This window comes from Klebsiella sp. CN_Kp073 (genome assembly GCF_040065495.2).
In the GTDB taxonomy this organism is placed as follows: domain Bacteria; phylum Pseudomonadota; class Gammaproteobacteria; order Enterobacterales; family Enterobacteriaceae; genus Klebsiella; species Klebsiella aerogenes.
The window spans coordinates 3,543,512-3,564,774 of the sequence record NZ_CM198051.1 but is presented as its reverse complement, the minus strand read 5'-3'; the positions used below and the strand labels follow the sequence as shown (position 1 = coordinate 3,564,774).

At 58.1% G+C, this 21,263-nt stretch carries 19 protein-coding genes; 10 read left to right on the top strand and 9 right to left on the bottom strand.

From position 1 onward, the window contains the following. Positions 1 to 2: 2 nt before the first annotated feature. The 3 genes from ABLV66_RS17305 to moeA all read right to left on the bottom strand — a co-directional run bounded on the left by ABLV66_RS17305 (position 3) and on the right by moeA (position 3,047). Complete coding sequence (locus tag ABLV66_RS17305) at positions 3 to 902, bottom strand: glycyl-radical enzyme activating protein (RefSeq protein ID WP_348876925.1); 900 nt, start codon at positions 900 to 902, stop codon at positions 3 to 5. 154 nt (positions 903 to 1,056) lie between these two features. After that, on the bottom strand, positions 1,057 to 1,812 hold the full coding sequence (moeB, locus tag ABLV66_RS17300) for a molybdopterin-synthase adenylyltransferase MoeB (protein ID WP_047049086.1): 756 nt from the start codon (positions 1,810 to 1,812) through the stop codon (positions 1,057 to 1,059). Beyond that, positions 1,812 to 3,047 carry a molybdopterin molybdotransferase MoeA gene (gene moeA, locus ABLV66_RS17295; RefSeq protein ID WP_348876924.1) on the bottom strand — a complete coding sequence of 412 codons (1,236 nt, stop codon included), beginning with the start codon at positions 3,045 to 3,047 and terminating at the stop codon, positions 1,812 to 1,814. The genes moeB and moeA overlap by 1 nt, the downstream gene beginning before the upstream one ends. Before the next feature lie 179 nt (positions 3,048 to 3,226). On the opposite strand from moeA, the gene iaaA reads away from it, so the two are divergent. From iaaA to gsiD, 5 genes are read left to right on the top strand one after another with little or no spacing between them, the layout of a single operon-like run. Then, positions 3,227 to 4,168, top strand: coding sequence for a beta-aspartyl-peptidase (gene iaaA, locus ABLV66_RS17290; protein ID WP_047049081.1), 942 nt, complete (start codon positions 3,227 to 3,229; stop codon positions 4,166 to 4,168). A gap of 14 nt (positions 4,169 to 4,182) precedes the next feature. After that, the gene (gene gsiA, locus ABLV66_RS17285) at positions 4,183 to 6,036 is read left to right on the top strand and encodes a glutathione ABC transporter ATP-binding protein GsiA (protein ID WP_348876923.1); all 1,854 of its coding nucleotides are present in this window, start codon (positions 4,183 to 4,185) and stop codon (positions 6,034 to 6,036) included. A gap of 33 nt (positions 6,037 to 6,069) precedes the next feature. After that, entirely contained in the window at positions 6,070 to 7,611 is a 1,542-nt protein-coding gene (gsiB, locus tag ABLV66_RS17280; protein WP_047078242.1) for a glutathione ABC transporter substrate-binding protein GsiB, read from the top strand. 46 nt (positions 7,612 to 7,657) lie between these two features. Further along, a complete protein-coding gene (gene gsiC, locus ABLV66_RS17275; RefSeq protein ID WP_020079290.1) occupies positions 7,658 to 8,578 on the top strand; it encodes a glutathione ABC transporter permease GsiC in 921 nt (306 codons plus the stop codon). A 1-nt stretch (position 8,579) separates the two neighbouring features. After that, positions 8,580 to 9,491 (top strand): glutathione ABC transporter permease GsiD, encoded by a 912-nt coding sequence (gene gsiD / locus ABLV66_RS17270; RefSeq protein WP_348876937.1) that lies wholly within the window; start codon positions 8,580 to 8,582, stop codon positions 9,489 to 9,491. Positions 9,492 to 9,916: 425 nt separating this feature from the next. Here gsiD and rimO read toward each other — a convergent pair whose 3' ends face one another. Further along, positions 9,917 to 11,242 carry a 30S ribosomal protein S12 methylthiotransferase RimO gene (gene rimO, locus ABLV66_RS17265; RefSeq protein ID WP_047049075.1) on the bottom strand — a complete coding sequence of 442 codons (1,326 nt, stop codon included), beginning with the start codon at positions 11,240 to 11,242 and terminating at the stop codon, positions 9,917 to 9,919. 237 nt (positions 11,243 to 11,479) lie between these two features. Between rimO and kdoO the strand changes: the two genes are divergently transcribed. The 3 genes from kdoO to ABLV66_RS17250 all read left to right on the top strand — a co-directional run bounded on the left by kdoO (position 11,480) and on the right by ABLV66_RS17250 (position 14,098). Then, a complete protein-coding gene (gene kdoO / locus ABLV66_RS17260; protein ID WP_348876922.1) occupies positions 11,480 to 12,370 on the top strand; it encodes a Kdo hydroxylase KdoO in 891 nt (296 codons plus the stop codon). Positions 12,371 to 12,506: 136 nt separating this feature from the next. Then, entirely contained in the window at positions 12,507 to 12,890 is a 384-nt protein-coding gene (bssR, locus tag ABLV66_RS17255) for a biofilm formation regulator BssR (RefSeq protein WP_315709742.1), read from the top strand. 104 nt (positions 12,891 to 12,994) lie between these two features. Continuing rightward, entirely contained in the window at positions 12,995 to 14,098 is a 1,104-nt protein-coding gene (locus ABLV66_RS17250; protein ID WP_047078244.1) for a PQQ-dependent sugar dehydrogenase, read from the top strand. Between the two features lie 4 nt (positions 14,099 to 14,102). On the opposite strand, the gene ABLV66_RS17245 is transcribed toward ABLV66_RS17250, so the two are convergent. Beyond that, complete coding sequence (locus tag ABLV66_RS17245) at positions 14,103 to 14,729, bottom strand: glutathione S-transferase family protein (RefSeq protein WP_045396367.1); 627 nt, start codon at positions 14,727 to 14,729, stop codon at positions 14,103 to 14,105. 256 nt (positions 14,730 to 14,985) lie between these two features. Between ABLV66_RS17245 and dacC the strand changes: the two genes are divergently transcribed. Next, positions 14,986 to 16,188 (top strand): serine-type D-Ala-D-Ala carboxypeptidase, encoded by a 1,203-nt coding sequence (dacC, locus tag ABLV66_RS17240; RefSeq protein WP_045396363.1) that lies wholly within the window; start codon positions 14,986 to 14,988, stop codon positions 16,186 to 16,188. A gap of 28 nt (positions 16,189 to 16,216) precedes the next feature. Here dacC and deoR read toward each other — a convergent pair whose 3' ends face one another. After that, on the bottom strand, positions 16,217 to 16,975 hold the full coding sequence (deoR, locus tag ABLV66_RS17235; protein ID WP_289577071.1) for a DNA-binding transcriptional repressor DeoR: 759 nt from the start codon (positions 16,973 to 16,975) through the stop codon (positions 16,217 to 16,219). An 86-nt stretch (positions 16,976 to 17,061) separates the two neighbouring features. Next, positions 17,062 to 17,655, bottom strand: a complete 594-nt coding sequence (gene ybjG, locus ABLV66_RS17230) for an undecaprenyl-diphosphate phosphatase (protein WP_045396360.1) — start codon at positions 17,653 to 17,655, stop codon at positions 17,062 to 17,064. 303 nt (positions 17,656 to 17,958) lie between these two features. On the opposite strand from ybjG, the gene kdeA reads away from it, so the two are divergent. Beyond that, the gene (gene kdeA / locus ABLV66_RS17225) at positions 17,959 to 19,191 is read left to right on the top strand and encodes a multidrug efflux MFS transporter KdeA (RefSeq protein ID WP_015367543.1); all 1,233 of its coding nucleotides are present in this window, start codon (positions 17,959 to 17,961) and stop codon (positions 19,189 to 19,191) included. A gap of 41 nt (positions 19,192 to 19,232) precedes the next feature. On the opposite strand, the gene ABLV66_RS17220 is transcribed toward kdeA, so the two are convergent. Then, positions 19,233 to 20,045 carry a Cof-type HAD-IIB family hydrolase gene (locus ABLV66_RS17220; protein ID WP_315709747.1) on the bottom strand — a complete coding sequence of 271 codons (813 nt, stop codon included), beginning with the start codon at positions 20,043 to 20,045 and terminating at the stop codon, positions 19,233 to 19,235. After that, positions 20,045 to 21,247: an MFS transporter gene (locus ABLV66_RS17215; RefSeq protein WP_045396346.1), complete on the bottom strand. Its 1,203-nt coding sequence runs from the start codon at positions 21,245 to 21,247 to the stop codon at positions 20,045 to 20,047. The genes ABLV66_RS17220 and ABLV66_RS17215 overlap by 1 nt, the downstream gene beginning before the upstream one ends. Positions 21,248 to 21,263 lie beyond the last annotated feature (16 nt).

Sequence of the window (21,263 nt, the reverse complement as noted above, 5' to 3'; positions counted from 1 at the left end):
AGTTATCCTCGTAGGGTCGCCGTTAAACCTTTGCTTTGCGCGTACTGCTGCGCAAAGGCCAGCAGCTCTGGAGCGGCCAGCGGTTTGTCCGGTGCGGTATAGGGCTGACTGAGTAGTTGGTATTTATTCATTCCCAGCGTGTGGTACGGCAGGAAATGGATTTCGCTGACCCGAAGACGGTCGGCGGCAAAATCGGTAATCGCGGTAATGTCGGCTTCGCTGGCGTTAAATCCCTGAATTAATGGGACGCGAATGATGATTTTTTTCCCTGCCTGCGCCAGGCGCTGCAGGTTATCCAGCACCCGGCGGGCGCTGCCGTCGGTCCACTGCTGGAAGACGGCGTCATCGACGTGCTTCAGGTCGGCCAGAAACAGATCGACAAACGGTAAAGAGGGTTCAATGTACTTCCACGGTACGTGCAGGCAGGTTTCCACGGCGGTGTGAATGCCCGCCTGATGGCTGGCTTCGAACAGCGCCTGCGCCAGCGTCGGGTTCATAAAGGGCTCGCCGCCGGAAAGGGTGATGCCGCCGCCGCTGCGATCGTAAAATGGTTTATCACGCAGCACCGTCGCCATAATTTCCGCCACGCTTTTTTCCTCGCCGCAGACCGTCAGCGCGGTAGTGGGGCAGCAGCCGCGTAGCGCGGCGATATGGTCGTCGTTGACGTTTTGCCGATGGATAATCAGGCCGTCCAGAGTACGGGTAATCACCTCCGGCGCCGCCTGCTGACACAGCTCGCAGCCGGCAAGACACAGCCGCGCGTCGTACAGCAGGTCTTCGCTGCGGGCGCGGCTTTCCGGGTTCTGACACCAACGGCAGCCCAGCGAACAGCCTTTAAGGAATACGACGGTACGGATCCCCGGGCCGTCATGGGTGGAGTAGCGCTGGATGTTGAAGATCATGATTTACCCTCTTATTTGCATATGAAGATTAAATAACTTTCGAATGAAAGTTGCATTGACGCAAATCAACAATCAGAGTGGGTAGTAGAGAGGGGAGAAAAAGAACGGCGTGGTTCACAAAATAACCGGCGACCTGCCTCGCCGGCGGCTGGAATTAGCGTGAACCACACACCTCGCATTGGGGGTGGCGCATCAGCTTCATTTCGCGAAACTGGCAGGTCATCGCGTCATACATCACGATTTTTCCCCTGGCGGGGGTGCCGTAACCGGTCAACAGTTTAATCGCCTCCATGGCCTGCAGCGAACCGATAGTGCCGACCAGCGGCGCCATCACCCCGGCTTCGACGCAGGTGAGGGCGTTTTCGCCGAACAGGCGGCTCAGGCAGCGATAGCATGGCTCGCCGTCCTGATAGGTAAAGACGCTGATTTGCCCTTCCATACGAATCGCCGCGCCGGAGACCAGCGGGGTTTTGTGCTGGAAGCAGCCGGCGTTAAGCTGATTGCGAATAGCAACGTTGTCGGTACAGTCCAGTACCAGATGGTGATCGGCAATCTGCGTTGCCAGCGCCGCGTCATCCAGCATTGCATTGATGGCGACCAGTCGAACGTGCGGGTTAATGCGCGCCAGCGCATCGCGGGCGGAATCGACCTTCGGCTGGCCGATGGTCGCGTCGCTGTGCAGCGTCTGGCGTTGTAGATTGGATAACGAAACGGTATCGAAATCGACGAGCGTGAGCTGACCCACCCCGGCCGCCGCCAGATATTGAGCGGCGGCGCAGCCGAGCCCGCCGAGGCCGACGACCAGTACGCGAGCGGCTTTTAGCCGCTCCTGACCGTCGAAATCAAACCCCCGCAGCACGATCTGCCGGTTATAGCGCAGCATCTCCTCGTCGCTCAGCTCAACGGCCATTACAGCCCCCCAAACAGATGATTAAAGGGCTCGACTTCGACCCATTCGCCCGCTTCGACGTTGCCGCGTTCGCGCTCCAGTACGATAAAGCAGTTACCGAGGCTGAATGAGCTGAAAATGTGCGAACCCTGATGCCCGGTGGTGCTCACCACCAGTTCGCCTTCCGGATTACGCTGCAGCACGCCGCGCTGGAAGTCGAGGCGGCCCGGCGATTTTTTCAACCGGCTGGCGGCGCGCACGCGCAGACGCATCGGCTGGGTTTGGCCGCGGTTGCCGGAGAGCTTGGCCAGCAGCGGCTGAACCAGTTGATAGAAGGTTAAGGTGGCGGAAACCGGGTTGCCCGGCAGGCCGCAGAACCAGCTGTTGCTGAGCTTGCCGAAGGCGAACGGTTTACCCGGCTTAATCGCCAGCTTCCAGAAGCCGATCTCGCCCAGTTCTTCGAGGATGGTTTTGGTGTAATCGGCTTCGCCCACGGAGACGCCGCCGGAACTGATCACTACATCTGCCTGCTGGTCGGCGGCGATAAAGGCGTCGCGCAGCTTCGCCGGATCGTCAGGAATAATACCGAGGTTGATCACCTCGTAGCCCAGCTGTTCGAGCATCAAATGTACCGCCAGGCGGTTGGTATCATAGATCTGGCCGTCGCCGAGCGGTTGGCCTGGCAGCTGGAGCTCATCGCCGGTCGAGAAGACCGCGACGCGCACTTTACGCAGCACCTCAACTTCAGCTATGCCCAGCGACGCCAGCACCGGCAGTTCCGCAACGGTAAGACGAGTCCCTGCCGGGAATACTACCGCGCCGTTGGCGATATCTTCGCCGCGACGGCGTATATTTTGCCCGGCTTTCACCGGCGCAATGAAGCGCACGCCCGCATCGCTTTGTTCCGTTTCTTCCTGCATAACCACGGCGTCGCAGCCTTCAGGCACCGGCGCGCCGGTCATGATGCGGATACAGGTGCCCGCCGGCCAGGCATCGTGGAACGGTTGGCCGGCAAAGGCCTTACCGGCAACCGGCAGCGCCGCGCCGTCGGCGACATCGGCCAGGCGCACGGCATAGCCGTCCATCGCCGAATTATCAAAACCGGGTACGTCCAGCGGCGAAACGACATCATGGGCGGTCACGCGCGAAAAGGCCTGCAGCAGCGGCAGGGTCTCCGTGGCCTGCAGCGGCGAAATACGGTCGAGCATCTGAGTCAGGGCTGTGTCGAGCGGCATCAGTCCGGCGGTAAAATCCATGGGTTACTCCTGCTGGCAAAACGTCGAAAACGCCTATTATGGCAGAAAAGCGCCGGCGACTGTATGCCACTGCGGTACGAGGCTTTACATCACCGGATGCTCTTTCTATATTCAAAAAATGTATAAAAGGTTAGTCAGTATAATGATATCTATAGAGTTTATGGCACAGGAAAGATCGAATGGGTAAGGCGGTAATAGCAATCCACGGCGGCGCCGGCGCAATTAGCCGAGCGCAGATGTCGCCGGAGCGCGAACGCGAGTATGTAGCCGCGCTGTCGGCCATCGTCGATAGCGGACAAAAAATGCTGGCAGCAGGCGCCAGCGCACTGGATGCGGTGACCGAAGCGGTACGTCTGCTGGAAGAGTGCCCGCTATTTAACGCTGGAATAGGTTCCGTGTTTACCCACGATCAAACGCACGAACTGGATGCCTGCGTGATGGATGGCTATAGCCTGCAGGCTGGCGCGGTCGCGGGCGTAAAGCATCTGCGTAACCCGGTGCTGGCGGCGCGTATGGTGCTGGAAGAAAGTCCGCACGTGCTGCTTATCGGCGAAGGGGCGGAAAAGTTTGCCGCCTCGCGCGGGATGGCGCTGGTTGAAAACGAGTTATTTTCTACCACCGAGCGGCTTCTGCAGTTGCAGCAGGCGAAAGAGGGCGGCGAGATTATTCTCGACCACCATGCCGCGCCGCTTGACGAACGCCACAAAATGGGGACCGTTGGCGCGGTGGCGCTGGACCTGGCCGGTAATCTGGCGGCGGCGACCTCCACCGGCGGAATGACCAATAAATTGCCCGGTCGCGTCGGCGACAGCCCGCTGCCGGGCGCGGGCTGCTACGCCAATAACGCCAGCGTCGCGGTCTCCTGCACCGGCACCGGCGAAGTCTTCATGCGCACACTCGCCGCTTACGACATTTCAGCGTTGATGGAGTACGGCAACCTCAGCCTGTTTGAGGCCTGCGAGCGGGTGGTGCAGGAAAAACTGCCGGCGCTGGGCGGCAGCGGGGGCCTTATCGCCATCGACCGCGAGGGGAATGTCGTGCTGCCTTTCAATAGCGAAGGTATGTACCGGGCGTGGTGTTATGCGGGCGATACGCCGACGATTGGAATTTATCGCGAATAAAAGGAGAAGCGAGCTTGCCGCAAAGTCATGAAATTGATGAAGACGATGTGCTGGTGGTACGCGATCTTAACGTCGCCTTTAGCCAGCAGCGGCAGCGCGTTTCCGCGGTGCGTAACCTGTCGTTCAGCCTTCGCCGCGGCGAGACGCTGGCTATCGTCGGCGAGTCCGGTTCCGGAAAATCAGTGACCGCCCTGGCGCTGATGCGCCTGCTCGACGAGGCGGTCAGCGAGGTCAGCAGCGAGGCGTTGCTGCTACGTCGACGCAACCGTCAGGTGATTGATATTAATGCACAAACGGCGGGGCAGATGCGTCAGGTTCGCGGCGCGGACGTGGCGATGATTTTTCAGGAGCCGATGACCTCGCTGAACCCGGTATTCACCATCGGCGAACAGATTGCCGAATCTATCCGTCTCCATCAGGGGCTACGGCGTGACGAGGCGCTGCGGGAAGCCAAAAAGATGCTCGAGCGGGTGCGCATTCCGGAAGCGGCAGCGATGCTTTCACGCTATCCGCATCAGCTTTCCGGCGGCATGCGCCAGCGGGTGATGATCGCCATGGCGTTATCGTGTCGCCCGGCGGTACTGATTGCCGATGAACCCACCACCGCGCTGGACGTCACGATTCAGGCGCAGATCCTGCAGCTTATCGCAGCGCTGCAAAAAGAGATGGCGATGGGGGTGATGTTTATCACTCACGATATGGGCGTGGTGGCGGAGATCGCCGATCGCGTGCTAGTGATGTATCGCGGCGAAGCGGTAGAAAGCGGGCGCGTCGACGATATTTTTCGCGCCCCGCAGCACCCTTATACCCGGGCGCTACTGGCGGCGGTGCCGAAGCTCGGCTCAATGCGCGGCAGCGATTTACCGCGGCGCTTCCCGCTGCTCAACGACGGTGTGACCCAGCAGCCGGAACAGAATACCGTGGTCGCCGGCAAACCGATTTTACAGGTGCGCGATTTGGTCGCGCGTTTCCCGATCCGCGGCGGTATTCTCAACCGCGTCACCCGCGAAGTACACGCGGTGGAAAAAGTGAGTTTCGATCTGTGGCCGGGCGAAACGCTGTCGCTGGTCGGCGAATCAGGCTGCGGTAAATCGACTACCGGGCGGGCGCTGCTGCGGCTGGTGGATGCGCAGGGCGGCAGCATCACCTTTAACGGCCAGCGTATTGATGCGCTGTCCGGCGGCAAACTGCAGACGCTGCGCCGCGATATTCAGTTTATTTTTCAGGATCCTTACGCCTCGCTCGATCCGCGGCAGACGGTCGGGTATTCCATTATGGAGCCGCTGCGCGTGCATGGTCTGCTGGAGGGAGACGCGGCTCGCGAACGCGTCGGCTGGCTGTTGCAGCGCGTGGGGCTGGAGGCGGAACACGCGTGGCGTTATCCGCATGAGTTTTCCGGCGGCCAGCGGCAGCGTATCTGTATCGCCCGTGCGCTGGCGCTCAATCCGAAAGTGGTGATCGCCGATGAGTCGGTGTCGGCGCTGGACGTGTCGATTCGCGCGCAGATTATTAATCTGCTGCTCGATTTACAGCGTGAAATGGGCATCGCATTTCTGTTTATCTCCCATGACATGGCGGTGGTGGAGCGCATCAGCCACCGCGTAGCGGTGATGTATCGCGGGCGGATCGTGGAGATTGGCCCGCGTCGCGCCGTGTTTGAGAACCCGCAGCATCCTTACACCCGTAAACTGATGGCGGCGGTGCCGGTCGCCGACCCGGCGCATCGTCAACCGCAGCGCGTATTGCTCTCTGACGAGTTGCCGGGGAATATCTATAAACCGGGAGAAGAAATCGACAGCGCGCCGTTACAGCTGGTAGCGCCGGGACATTATGTCGCCCGCGAGCCCGCCGATGTACTGAGCCGATAACAACCTAACGCACTCTTGCAGGAGCATAACAACATGACTCAACCTGTTACACGCAAATGGCTACTGGCGCTTGGCATCGCCTCGGCGCTGGCGGCGACGCCGGCCTTCGCCGCGAAAGATGTGGTAGTGGCAGTCGGTTCCAACTTCACGACCCTCGATCCCTATGACGCGAACGATACCTTATCGCAGGCGGTGGCGAAGTCGTTTTATCAAGGCCTGTTCGGCCTTGATAAAGAGATGAAGCTGCAAAACGTGCTGGCGGAAAGTTATACCGTTTCGGCGGATGGGCTGGTGTATACCATCAAGCTGCACAGCGGGGTGAAATTCCAGGATGGCACCGATTTTAACGCCGAGGCGGTGAAAGCGAATCTCGACCGCGCCAGCAATCCGGATAACCATCTCAAACGCTATAACCTGTACAAGAATATCGCCAGCACCGAGGCGGTGGACCCGACGACGGTCAAAATCACGCTCAAACAACCGTTCTCGGCGTTTATCAATATCCTTGCCCATCCGGCGACGGCGATGATTTCGCCAGCGGCGCTGAAAAAATATGGCAAGGAGATCGGCTTCCACCCGGTAGGTACCGGGCCGTATAAGCTCGACACCTGGAATCAGACCGATTTCGTCAAGGTCAGCAAGTTTGACGGTTACTGGCAGCCGGGGCTGCCGAAGCTGGATTCCATTACCTGGCGCCCGGTAGTCGATAATAACACCCGTGCGGCGATGCTGCAGACCGGCGAGGCGCAGTTCGCCTTCCCGATCCCTTACGAGCAGGCGCCGCTGCTGGCGAAAAACAGCAAGCTGGAGCTGGTGGCCAGCCCGTCGATTATGCAGCGCTATATCAGCATGAACGTAACGCAGAAGCCGTTCGATAATCCGAAGGTGCGGGAAGCCATTAACTATGCGATTAACCGTCAGGCGCTGGTTAAGGTCGCGTTTGCCGGATACGCCACCCCGGCGACCGGCGTCGTGCCGCCTTCTATTGCCTACGCTCAGACTTACACCGCATGGCCTTACGACCCGGCGAAAGCCCGTCAGTTGCTGAAAGAAGCCGGTTTCCCTAACGGCTTCAGCACCACGCTGTGGTCATCGCATAATCACAGCACCGCGCAGAAGGTGCTGCAGTTTACCCAGCAGCAGCTGGCGCAGGTGGGTATTAAAGCGCAGGTGACGGCGATGGATGCCGGACAGCGTGCGGCGCAGGTTGAAGGCAAGGGGCAGAAAGAGAGCGGGGTGCGGATGTTCTACACCGGCTGGTCAGCGTCGACTGGCGAAGCCGACTGGGCGCTGTCGCCGCTTTTCGCCTCACAAAACTGGCCGCCGACCCTGTTTAACACCGCGTTTTACAGCAACCCGCAGGTCGATAAAGACCTGAGCGAGGCGCTTAAAACGACCGATGCGCAACAGAAGACCAAACTCTATAAAGATGCGCAGGACATTATCTGGAAAGAGGCGCCGTGGGTGCCGCTGGTGGTAGAAAAGTTGGTGTCGGCGCATAGCAAAAACCTGACCGGGTTTTATATTCAGCCGGATACCGGTTTTAGCTTCGAGCAGGCGGATCTGACGCAGTGATAGTGCTTATGCTCACGCGTTCCCTCTGCCGAAATGGGAGGGGACGATGCTGAATTACGTTCTGAAGCGCCTGCTGGGGCTCATTCCGACGCTGTTTATCGTCGCCGTGCTGGTGTTCCTGTTTGTGCATATGCTGCCGGGCGATCCGGCGCGGCTGATCGCCGGGCCGGAAGCCGATGCGCAGGTGGTGGCGATGGTACGCCAACAGCTGGGGCTCGATCAGCCGTTGCACGTGCAGTTCTGGCACTACATCACCAATGTATTGCAGGGTGATTTCGGTATCTCGATGGCTTCGCGCCGCCCGGTGACCAGCGAAATCGCCAGCCGCTTCATGCCGACGCTGTGGCTGACGCTTGCCAGCATGAGCTGGGCGGTGCTGTTCGGCATGGCGGCGGGCATCGCCGCGGCGGTGTGGCGCAATCGCTGGCCGGATCGGCTGGGGATGGCGCTGGCGGTAACCGGTATCTCCTTCCCGGCGTTCGCTCTCGGCATGCTGCTGATGCAGGTCTTTTCCGTTGAGCTGGGCTGGTTGCCGACGGTCGGCGCCGACAGCTGGCGGCACTATATTCTGCCGTCGTTGACCCTGGGCGCCGCGGTGGCATCGGTGATGGCGCGCTTTACCCGCGCGTCGTTCGTTGACGTGCTGCATGAGGATTACATGCGTACCGCGCGGGCTAAAGGGGTGAGCGAAACGCTGGTGGTGTTGAAGCATGGTCTGCGCAACGCGATGATCCCGGTAGTGACCATGATGGGTCTGCAGTTCGGTTTTCTGCTCGGCGGCTCCATTGTGGTGGAGAAGGTCTTCAACTGGCCGGGGCTTGGGCGACTGCTGGTCGATTCCGTGGAGATGCGCGACTACCCGGTGATTCAAGCGGAAGTGCTGCTATTTTCGCTGGAGTTCATTCTTATCAACTTAGTGGTGGACGTGTTGTATGCCGCCATTAACCCGGCTATCAGGTACAAGTAAGGTGCGATTGCTCAACTGGAGAAGGGAAGCGGTTATCAACGCCATGCCGGGCGTTAAGCCCGGACAGATCCGCACGCCGTGGCATGAGTTCTGGCGGCGTTTTCGTCACCAGCCGGTGGCGATGACGGCGGGGATATTTGTGTTGCTGCTGATTGTCGTCGCGATTATCGCGCCGTGGATAGCGCCGTATGACGCGGAAAACTATTTCGATTACGACCGCCTGAACGAAGGGCCATCAATGATGCACTGGTTCGGCGTCGATTCGCTGGGGCGCGATATTTTCAGCCGGGTGCTGGTCGGCGCGCAGATTTCGCTGGCCGCCGGGGTACTGGCGGTGCTGATTGGCGCGCTGATTGGCACCGTGCTCGGCCTGCTGGCCGGGTACTACGAAGGCTGGTGGGACCGCATCACCATGCGCATCTGTGACGTGCTGTTTGCCTTCCCCGGCATTCTGCTGGCGATTGCGGTGGTGGCGGTGATGGGCAGTGGGATGGCCAACGTGATTATCGCGGTGGCGATATTCTCAATTCCGGCGTTCGCCCGCCTGGTGCGCGGCAATACGCTGGTGCTGAAGCAGCAGACGTTTATTGAGTCGGCGCGCAGTATTGGCGCCAGCGACACGACTATTCTGTTCAACCATATTTTGCCCGGTACGGTATCGTCGATCGTGGTCTATTTTACCATGCGCATCGGCGTGTCGATTATCTCCGCCGCCAGCCTGTCGTTCCTTGGCCTTGGCGCGCAGCCGCCGACGCCGGAGTGGGGGGCGATGCTGAATGAAGCGCGCGCGGATATGGTGATGGCGCCGCATGTGGCGTTATTCCCGGCGATCGCCATTTTCCTGACGGTGCTGGCGTTTAATCTATTGGGCGACGGCCTGCGCGATGCGTTGGATCCGAAGATAAAGGGGTAGGGGACGAGCACGGCGGTAGCAAAGTTGGTAGATACTGTTATCGGCTTGCAGCTGTTTCGCTCCAGGACAAAGGGTTGTCCTGTGCTGTTTCCGAGAACATTGCGCTCCCGATATTTCTTCTGCGTTATGGCTCTCATGGCGCAGGGAGCGCACAGAGGGCGGCCAGTCGCCGCCGCCCTCTGTACTCCCGGGCTCTGGCCGCCAAAATCGCCACTTCGTGGTACCTTCGACTTATCCCGGCAGGCTTCGGGTCGGGCCGAGGCAGCGTCCGTGCAAAACACGGCCCTCAGCCCGCATCCATGCGTGCTGCCCCGACCTTCCGGGAACGTCTCAGCGATTTTGAGGCCACCAACGGCGGCAGTTTCAGCAGCCATGGGGAAAGAGGTAGCCCGGATAAGGCGCAAGCCGCTATCCGGGAAGCGGGATTAGACCCGGGTACCCCACAGGTCGTATTCGTCGGCGTGCTCGACTTTCACCCGCAGTACGTCGCCCGGTTTAACGTTGGTTTCACCGTTCAGATAGACCGCGCCGTCGATTTCCGGGGCATCGGCCATGCTGCGGCCAATCGCGCCTTCTTCATCGACTTCATCGACCAGCACCATAATTTCGCGGCCCACTTTTTCCTGCAGACGCTCGGCGGAAATCTGCTGTTGCAGCTGCATAAAGCGGTTCCAGCGCTCTTCTTTCACCTCTTCCGGTACCTGATCCGCCAGTTCGTTGGCGGTGGCGCCTTCAACCGGGCTGTACTTGAAGCAGCCCACGCGATCGAGGCGAGCTTCTTTCAGGAAGTCGAGCAGCATCTGGAAATCTTCTTCCGTTTCGCCCGGGAAACCGACGATAAAGGTGGAACGCAGGGTCAGATCCGGGCAGATCTCGCGCCACTGTTTAATACGCGCCAGCTGACGATCTGCGGAACCCGGGCGCTTCATCAGTTTCAGAATGCGCGGGCTGGCGTGCTGCAGCGGAATGTCGAGATACGGCAGGATCTTGCCTTCCGCCATCAGCGGGATCACATCGTCAACGTGCGGGTACGGATAGACGTAGTGCAGACGCACCCAAATGCCGAGTTTCGCCAGCTCTTCACACAGGCTGACCATACTGGTTTTCACCGGCATGCCGTTGTGGAAACCGGTACGGTGCTTGACATCAACGCCATAGGCGGAGGTGTCCTGCGAAATGACCAGCAGCTCTTTCACCCCGGCGTCCGCCAGGCGTTTGGCTTCCGCCAGCACTTCGCCAATCGGACGGCTCACCAGATCGCCGCGCATTGACGGGATAATGCAGAAGGTGCAGCGATGGTTGCAGCCTTCCGAGATTTTCAAGTACGCGTAGTGGCGCGGCGTCAGCTTGACGCCCTGTTCCGGCACCAGGCTGAGGAACGGGTTATGCTTCGGCTTCGGCGTATAGTGGTGAACGTGCTCCAGCACCTGCTCGTAGCTATGCGGACCGGTAATTTCCAGCACCTTCGGATGCACTTCGCGGATTTGATCTTCTTTCGCGCCGAGGCAGCCGGTAACGATCACTTTGCCGTTTTCTTTTAAGGCTTCGCCGATCGCTTCAAGCGACTCCTGCACGGCGCTGTCGATAAAGCCGCAGGTGTTGACGATAACCATATCGGCGTTGTCGTAGCTGGGAACCACGTCATACCCTTCGGTACGCAGTTCGGTGAGGATACGTTCTGAGTCTACCAGGTTTTTCGGGCAGCCCAGGGAGACGAAGCCGATTTTCGGCTGGTGCGTGACATTGCTCATAGCTTAAAAAATGTTCATTTATTGGAATGGTCAGGGCAGGAATTCTACAGATCTTTGCGAAAAAGAGTATAGCCAGGGGGCGATGAATGATGAAAAAGCTTTACGGCAAAAAAACTCGGCCATGGTATTCAAAACCATTATCTCATTTACATTGACCTTACGTTTAATAACATTCTGTTAACCTTGCCGATGGCCGGAGCCAAAACTGATAAAACCCATGCGGCAAGGAGCATAACAATGACCACGAGCAGTCCGCTGGCCCTCACGACATTACCCTTTACCCATCTGGATATTCCGCCGCAGCCATCGTCAATTCAGCATTCGCTGGAAGAGGGCAACGTCCTCTATTTACCGAATCTTGATTTTTCGCTGACTGCCGAAGAGCGCGAATTACTCAATACCGATTTAGTATCGCCGAAGCGTAAGAACATTAGCTACCAGCCGCAAAAGCGTGAAATTAAAGGCGTAGCGGACGCGGCGAAAGCCCCGGCGGTACTGCAGCTGACCGAACGTTACTATCAATCCACGTTGCGCCTGATTGATGCGCTACTGCCCGGATATCGCGAAGCGCTTTATCGCCCGCAAACCAGCCTGCGGCTGCATCCGATAACCGCCTGGCGCGACACGACCTCGTGGCGTAAAGATGATACCCGCCTGCACGTCGACGCTTTCCCGTCGCGCCCGGTTTATGGCGATCGCATTCTGCGCGTATTTTGCAACATCAATCCGCACGGTGAGCCGCGTTTGTGGCGCACCGGCGAACATTTTGAAACGCTCGCTGCGCGCTTCCTGCCGACGCTGAAACCGTGGTCGCCGTTCGCCAGCTGGCTGCAGTCGGCGGTGGGGATCACCAAAAGCAATCGTAGCCATTACGATCATCTGATGCTGGCGTTGCACGACAAAATGAAAAGTACGCCGGAATATCAACAGCACGGCGTACAGCAGGCGGTAGAGTTTGCCGCCGGGAGTACCTGGATCTGCTTTTCCGATCAAACGCCGCACGCGGCGATGGGCGGCCAGTTTATGCTGGAACAGACTTTCCAACTGCCGGTGAGCGCGATGCATAATCCGCAGTATTCACCGCTGAAGGTGCTGGAAAAGTTGATGAACCAGCCGCTGGTGAGATGAACAACGCGGCGTGGCCTCTGAAGTTGTAACATTGTAAATAATGTTAATTGCTGTGGGATTATTGACCTTGCTCATAATTCCGCGCAAAAAATGACCATACTATGATTATGGTAATGGACGACAGAGGAGGACCGTGATGAGCGTTGACAGACGTTACACTAACCTTTTGAATAAGCTGATTAATGCCAATATCGATCTGGCGGCTTATCTCCAGCTTCGTAAAGCGAAAGGCTATATGTCAGTCAGCGAAAATGACCATCTGCGTGATAACTTGTTTGAGCTATGCCATGAACTGCGCGTACACGCGCCGCGTTTGCAGCACGCCATCGCGCCGGAAGAGATGGAAGCCTTCCGCCTTGCCGGCGAGTCCGTCGCTTCGGCGGCGGTTTGCCTGATAAGCGGGCATCATGATTGCCCGGCTTATATTGCCGTTAACGTAGAGAAGCTAGAACGCTGTCTGTCGGGATTGACGATGAATATTCACATACTGAATAAATCCGCGCCAATTGCCCACGCCTGAATCCAGGGGGAGGCGACTCCCCCTGTTAAAGTTTATGTAAAAATCCCTGCCTGACCGCCCACGCTGGCTACCCTTATCAGCAATGCTGACGAAAGGAGTGCGCCATGCGCCGATATCTCAAAATAACTCTCATGACTGTGCTGCTGCCTATGGCGGCGATGGCCGCCCCGCGCGTTGAGGTGCTGCAGGATAACCTCGACCACCCCTGGTCACTGGCATTTCTGCCGGACAATGAAGGCGTGCTGATTACCCTGCGCGGCGGCGAACTTAAACGCTGGCATCTCGATAAAGGATTATCGGCGCCCATTCGCGGCGTGCCGAAGGTGTGGGCCAACGGTCAGGGCGGCCTGCTGGATGTAGTGCTGGCGCCGGACTTTGCTCAGTCGCGCCGGGTATGGCTGAGCTATGCCGAAGCGGGCGAGGACGGCAAAGCGGGTACCGCGGTGGGGTACGGCCACCTCAGCGCCGACCTGCAAAACCTGGAAGATTTTAAAACCGTTTTCCGCCAGCAGCCGAAGCTCTCCACTGGCAATCATTTTGGCGGGCGGATGGTCTTTGATGGCAAAGGGCATCTGTTTATTGGTTTAGGTGAAAACAATCAGCGCCCGACGGCGCAGGATCTCGATAAACTGCAGGGAAAAGTCGTGCGCCTGACTGACCAGGGGACAATACCCAAAGATAATCCTTTCGTCGGCCGTACTGGCATCAGACCGGAGATTTGGGCTTACGGTGTTCGCAACCCGCAGGGAATGGCGATGAATCCGTGGAGCGATACGCTGTGGCTGAACGAGCACGGCCCGCGCGGCGGCGATGAGATCAATATTCCTCAGGCCGGGAAAAACTACGGCTGGCCGCTGGCGACGCACGGCATTAACTATAGCGGCCAACCTATCCCGGAGGCTAAAGGAAAGAGTGCGCCGAATACCGAGGCGCCGTTGCATGTCTGGCCCGTTTCCCCGGCGCTGAGCGGCATGGCGTTTTACAACGCGCCGACTTTCCCGCAGTGGCGACATAAGTTGTTTATCGGCGCGCTGAAGGACGAGTCTTTGATTGTGCTCTCGGTGGACGGCAATACCCTTAGCGAGGAGACGCGGTTGTTAAAAGATCGCGGCAAACGCATTCGTGATGTGCGCGTCGGGCCCGACGGTTACCTGTACCTGTTAACCGACGAGCCCGACGGTGAACTGCTCAAGGTCAGCCCGGAGTGAGCCTTCAGGTAACCGGGATCATGACCACGTCGCGGAAGGCCTGACGCTGCTGGATTTGCTGGTACCAGCGCTGTAGATGGGGCCGCGGCTGCCAGCTGTCGACGATGGACAGCAGGTTATAAACGAACGGCGCCACCGCTACATCGCCAAGGCCGAACTCATCGCCGGAGAGCCAGGCATGCTTCGCCAGTTCATCGTCGAGCATGGCGAACAGTCCTTCGCAGGCGTTAATCCCCGCGTCGATTGCTGCCGGATCGCGCTGGGCCGGCGGCGTTCTGACCAGCCCCATTAATACCGGACGGTGCGCCGGCGACAGCGTGGCATTGGCCCAGTCCATCCATTTTTCCCCCTGCGCGCGCTGCGCAGGCGACTCTACCCACAGCCGGTTTTGCCCGTATTGAGCGGCAAGATAGCGAATAATGGCGTTGGATTCCCACAGCACCAGCCCATTGGTATCGTCTTTGAGTAGCGGCACCAGGCCGTTCGGGTTCATCGCCAGATACTCCGGGTCGTGATTGAGACCATACTCCAGCCCCGCCAGAATCTGCTGATAAGGAAGATCCAGTTCCGCCAGCACCCAGCGTACTTTCTTCACGTTGGTCGAGTTATTTCTGCCCCATAACGTAATCATATCCGCTCCTGCATGTTATTTAATCGCCGTTGCAACATGGTGAGCAATCATGTTGGAATAAAGTTAATATTAAGGCAATCACGATCAAAAAAATTGCCTTGTTTTCAGCAGGCAGCGGCGTTATTGCGTAAACTTTAAAAACTTTACCAACTCGCTGTTTCTTTAAGGTCATTTGTACGCTTTACTCACCGCCTTGTGCTGTGCGGCAAGAGTGTTGCGGCATATTTTGTTTGGAAAGGATACTTGGGTGGCTCTTATGACGCATGATGCTTTTTCCCTTCGCGGCCTCGCGGCAGGCTGCGCGCTTTTACTTCTCGTGGCCCCTGCGGTGCAGGCGGCGGATCAACTTCCGGATGCGCCATCGATTGATGCGCGAGCCTGGATCCTGATGGACTATGCCAGCGGCAAAGTATTAAGTGAAGGCAACGCCGACGAGAAACTCGACCCGGCCAGCCTGACTAAAATCATGACCAGCTACGTGGTAGGCCAGGCGCTGAAAGCAGGCAAAATCAAACTGACCGATACGGTCACCGTCGGTCGCGATGCGTGGGCCACGGGCAACCCGGCGCTGCGCGGCTCCTCGGTGATGTTCCTGAAGCCAGGCATGCAGGTATCGGTTGAAGACCTCAATAAGGGCGTGATAATCCAGTCTGGTAACGATGCCAGCATCGCCATTGCGGATTATGTCGCCGGCAGCCAGGATTCGTTTGTCAACCTGATGAACGGCTACGCGCAGAAAATCGGCCTGACTAACACCACCTTTAAAACCGTCCACGGCCTGGATGCGCCGGGGCAGTTCAGCACCGCTCGCGACATGGCGCTGCTGACCAAAGCGATGATTCATGATGTGCCGGAAGAGTACGCGGTACACAAAGAAAAAGAGTTCACCTTCAATAAAATCCGCCAGCCCAACCGCAACCGTCTGCTGTGGAGCACCAACCTCAATGCCGATGGCGTGAAAACCGGCACCACCGCCGGCGCGGGTTACAACCTGGTCTCTTCCGCAACGCAGGGGGATATGCGCCTTATCGCGGTGGTGCTGGGCACTAAAACCGACCGTATCCGCTTTAACGAGTCCGAAAAACTGCTGACCTGGGGCTTCCGTTTCTATGAAACCGTCACCCCAATCAAACCGGATGCCACCTTTATTTCCCAGCGCGTATGGTTCGGCGACAGTAATGAAGTCAAACTGGGCGCCGGCGAAGCCGGTTCGGTGACCATTCCTCGCGGACAGTTGAAAAACCTGAAAGCGAGCTACAGCCTGACGGAACCGCAGCTCACCGCGCCGCTGGCGAAAGGGCAGGTGGTGGGCACCATCGACTTTAAGCTCAATGACAAAACCATTGAACAGCGTCCGCTGATCGTTATGGAAGAAGTGAAAGAGGGCGGCTTCTTCAGCCGCATGGTCGACTTCGTGCTGATGAAACTGCACGGCTGGTTCGGCAGCTGGTTCTCTTAACAGACAGACCGCGCCCGACGGGGCGCGGTTAGTACAGTAGTGATATTTGCTTATCTTTCGCCAGCACCAGCAGATCGTCATCCGGACGAACGTCGCTGGCGATGACGTCAAAACGCGATAACTCCCCCATCCGCGCCGGCCGCACTTTGCCAAACTTACTGTGATCGACCACCAGCACATGGTAGCGAGCATTATTCATGGCCCAGTGTTTCACCGGCAGCTCTTCCAGGTTATAGCAGGTCGCTCCCTGCTCGCAGTCGATACCGGCGGCAGAATAGTAGGCGATATCCGGGCTGAGGTGGCTCAGGGTATCCTGCAGACTGAGCGGCAAAAAGATGGCATTGCTGGCGTGGAATTCGCCGCCGCAAAGAATAGCGCGGCACAGCGGTTTTTCCTGCAGGGCGAGAAAGGTATTTAACGAGTAGCACACGCCGGTAAACGGCAGCTCGTTATCGATGGCGTCGATTATCCATGGCGTCGTGGTGCCGCAGTCAAAAAAGGCCATCTGATGAGCTTCAAGCAGCCCGGCGGCATGGCGCGCGGCGCGGCGCTTTTCATCCACCAGACGGGTTTTCTGATCGCTCAGCAGGTAGTGCGTGGCGCTACGCGGTTCCAGCACGATGTAACCGCCCAACAGCACCACCGGGCCGCTGTGGCCGTTCAAATCGCGACGAATGGTCATTTCTGATACGCCAAGCAGCGAAGCTGCTTCTTTCAGGTGAAGTTTATCGCTGCGCTTGAGTGCCTGAATGAGCTGGTTAATGCGTTCGTCACGACGAGTTTCCATATACCCTCTGAGCTAAAATCGCCCTGCAAGGGCAGGGCGTCAGCTTGATTTTACCCGGCGGCGAGGGGTTCGTCACCTGTCAGACGTTAGCCGCGTACCCAGCCTTTACGAATCGGCAGCGAGAAGCAGAGACGATACAGGCGCTGCAGCCATTGGTAGAGGCCATGACCGCCGCTCTGCCACAGCAGTTGCGCGCCAAGGCAGCCGCACATGCCGGCCAGCAGCCCGCCCAACATATCCAGCGGCCAGTGTACTCCCAGATAGACGCGTGACCATGCAATCGCCGAAGCGATGACCAGCAGCAGCACGCCGGACCACACGCGGTGCCAGAACAAAAACGCCAGCGCGAAGGTAAAGATGACGGTGCCGTGATCGCTTGGGAATGAATCATCCGCCGCATGATGCAGGAAATTGTAGCCGACGCCGTCAACAAACGGCCGGTCATGCGGAAACAGATGACCGATAACCCACGAAATAGACAGGCTCAGGGCCAGGGCCAGCATGACCTTGAATACCAGTTGACGCTGGTTTGGCCCCCACAGCCACAGCGCCACCACCAGCAGCGGCACAATGATAATTAAGTCTTTGGCAATAAACGTGGCGACCTCAATTGCCCACCACGAGGAGGCCGGGGTGGCGTTAATCAGGGCAAACAGCGCGTAGTTGATATTTTCCAGCATGCTTCCAGTCTCTGGTTACGATAGCAATAAGCCGCTCACCTTATTGAAAGGTAACGATGGGGTAAAGCAGCATTGTCTTAATTATCAGTTTGTTACGAAATATAGCCGTGAGATGCCCTTGCCGGTATTTCGCCATAGCAAGTATATCGGCTGTAATCTCATTGAAACATAAACGAAATATAAATATTCGTTTCATGCCGGACTGCGGGCTGGCGATATTTTTCATTGTCACTCACAATTCACTATCTCCACGGGTCGACTTTCATTAAACTTTGCGCGATTTTTTTTTAATTAAGAGATTGCATGCAGAATTATTCGCTATCAGGTAAACGCCTCGGTCGTCAGGCGTTGCTGTTCCCGCTGTGCCTTGTGTTATATGAATTCTCCACCTATATCGGCAACGATATGATCCAACCGGGTATGCTCGCGGTGGTGCAGGAGTTTCAGGTCGGCAATGAGTGGGTCCCCACCTCTATGACCGCCTATCTGGCGGGGGGGATGTTTTTGCAGTGGCTGCTGGGGCCGCTGTCGGATCGTATTGGCCGCCGTCCGGTGATGCTGACCGGGGTGGTGTGGTTTATCGTCACTTGTCTGGCGACGCTGCTGGCGCAGACCATTGAACAATTTACCCTGCTGCGTTTCCTGCAGGGCATCAGCCTGTGCTTTATCGGCGCGGTGGGCTATGCGGCTATCCAGGAGTCGTTTGAGGAGGCGGTGTGTATCAAAATTACCGCCCTGATGGCTAACGTCGCGCTGATTGCGCCGCTGCTCGGGCCGCTGGTCGGCGCCGCCTGGGTGCATATGCTGCCGTGGGAGATGATGTTCGTGCTGTTCGCCGTGCTGGCGGCCATCTCCTTTGTCGGGCTACAGCGGGCGATGCCGGAAACGGCGACGCGGATGGGGGAAAAACTGTCGGTAAAAGAGCTGGGGCGCGACTATCGTCTGGTGTTGAAAAACCTGCGCTTTGTCGCCGGGGCGCTGGCGACCGGTTTTGTTAGCCTGCCGCTGCTGGCGTGGATTGCGCAATCGCCGGTCATTATTATTAGCGGCGAGCAGGCCACCAGCTATGAGTACGGTATGCTGCAGGTGCCGATTTTTGGCGCGCTGATCGCCGGCAACCTGGTACTGGCGCGTCTGACTTCACGCCGTTCGGTACGCTCGCTGATTATTATGGGCGGCTGGCCGATAATGTTTGGCCTGCTTCTGTCGGCGGCGGCCACGGTCGTCTCGTCCCATGCTTATCTGTGGATGACCGCCGGTCTGAGCTTCTACGCTTTCGGGATTGGTCTGGCTAACGCCGGGCTGGTGCGCTTAACGCTGTTCGCCAGCGAGATGAGTAAAGGAACGGTTTCGGCGGCGATGGGCATGCTGCAGATGCTGATCTTTACCGTGGGCATTGAGCTTAGTAAGCATGCTTATGAGCTTGGCGGTAACGGCCTGTTCAGCCTGTTTAACCTGCTGGGCGGGGTGCTATGGCTGGGGCTGATTATTTACTTCCTGAAAGATAAAAGCGTCGGCAGTTCGCAGCAGGCGTGATACGTAGCAAACCCGGATGCCCAAAGGCATCCGGGGATTCATCAGGCGAACGGCGCTTCGCGATTCAATACCTTATCGATAATCTGCAATACGCCTTCTTCGTTATTATGCGGCGCATGATGGCTGGCGACGGCTTTGACCTCCGCTTTGGCATTCGCCATGGCGAAGCCAAAGCCGGCATGCTGCAGCATTTCAATATCATTGCCGCTATCGCCGAAGGCCACCACTTCATGATTATCAATACCCCAGCGCTCCTGCAAAATGCGCAGGCCGTTGGCTTTATGCACGCCAGGGATGATTAAATCGATACTGCCGTAACCGGTGGCGACGGCGGTAACCATATCGCCCAGCGCCGCGTGTAGCTTCGGCTGAATTTGCGGAATCAGATGATCCGGCACGTTCAGGCCGAATTTGAGGATCGCGTCATCGAGATGGTTAAAATCATCCACCAGTTCGAGACGGTGATAGTACTTCGCCGCCACCGCTTTTAGCTCGTCGTTATAGCTATTGAGCGTATAGGCGCTGCGTTTGCCGCAGGCGATAATTTCGATATGCGGCAGCGTTTGCAGGTGGTCGACGACGGCGTTGAAATGCGTCGTCGGCAGCTGGCAGTTAAAGATATCCTCTTTACCGCTTACTACCCAACCGCCGTTTTCGGCGATGAAGGCGATTTCATCGACCAGCTCCGGGAAGAACGATATCAGCTGGTAATACTGGTTGCCGCTGGCGACCACGAAGCGAATACCCTGTTCGCGCATGCGCTGATACTGCGCCAGAAAACGTGGGCGATTATAGGTTTTGGCATCGCTTAAAAAGGTGCCGTCCATGTCTACCGCAATCAGTTTGATGCTCATTAGCTATTCTCCATCACAGGTTCGGGCTGCGGTTTAGCTACCGCGCGGGCTACCAGCGCCGCCACCATGACTAGTCCCAGTACTACCATCATGGCGCTACGCAGGCCAAAGTGTTCGCCAAGGAAGCCCAGCAGCGGCGGCCCGACGAGAAAAGCCAGATAGCCGGTAATCGCCACGACGCTCACGCGTTTAGGCGCATCCGGGCCGGTATCGCTGGCGGCGGAAATGGTGAGCGGAAAACCAAGCGACGCGCCGAGCCCCCACAGCAGTACCGATACCCCGGCGACCCAGGTGCTGTCGACAAAAATAATCAGCCCGATGCCCAGCGCGCCCATTACCGCGCTGGCGCGTACCACGGCGACGCGGCTGTAGCGGTCGATAAACCAGCCGCCGGTGAAGCGGCCGAGGGTCATGCCGAGGGTGAAACCGGCGTAAATCAGCGAACCGGAAGTGGGGCTAAAGCCATGGCCGTCGACCATCAGCAGCGGCAGCCAGTCGTTGGCGGAACCTTCGGCAAAGGCCATCGCCAGCACGATTACGCCGATCAGCAATAGCTGCGCGTCGCGCCAGACCGGTAGGCCTTTGGCCTCGCTATGGGCGGATTCGGCGGCGTTTTTGCCGGTACCGTCGGGGATGGCGCGAATGGCGATAAGGATAGGGGCAATCGCCACCAGCGCGGCGATCAGAATATGCGGCGCGGCGGGCAGGCCAAAACCGGTCACCGCCATACCGATGCCGGCGCCCACCAGGGTGCCGAAGCTATAAAAACCGTGCATCATCGGCAGCACGGTTTTATTCATTTCCCGTTCAACGGCGGCGCCTTCGACGTTAATCGCCACTTCCGCCGAGCCGAAGCTGGCGCCGAAGATAGCCAGCCCGAAGGCGAACAGCGGCGCGGAGGCGAGCCACAGCGCGAGGCTTAGCACCAGCATGCCCGCCACGGCGCATAGCATGGTGGTGCGGATGACTTTACGGGTGCCGAAGCGCTTAACCAGCCATGCAGAACAGAGAATGCCGCTCATTGAACCGATCGACAGGCCAAACAGCACCATTCCCATCTCAGCAGTGGAAAGCGTCAGTAAATCGCGAATCGCGGGCGTACGGGTGGCCCAGGAGGCCATCAATAAGCCGGGGATAAAAAAGAACATAAATAGCGCCCACAGCCGAAGCTGGAGGGCTTTGCGAGAAGTTTGCGCCGTCATCCATAAACGCCCGAGA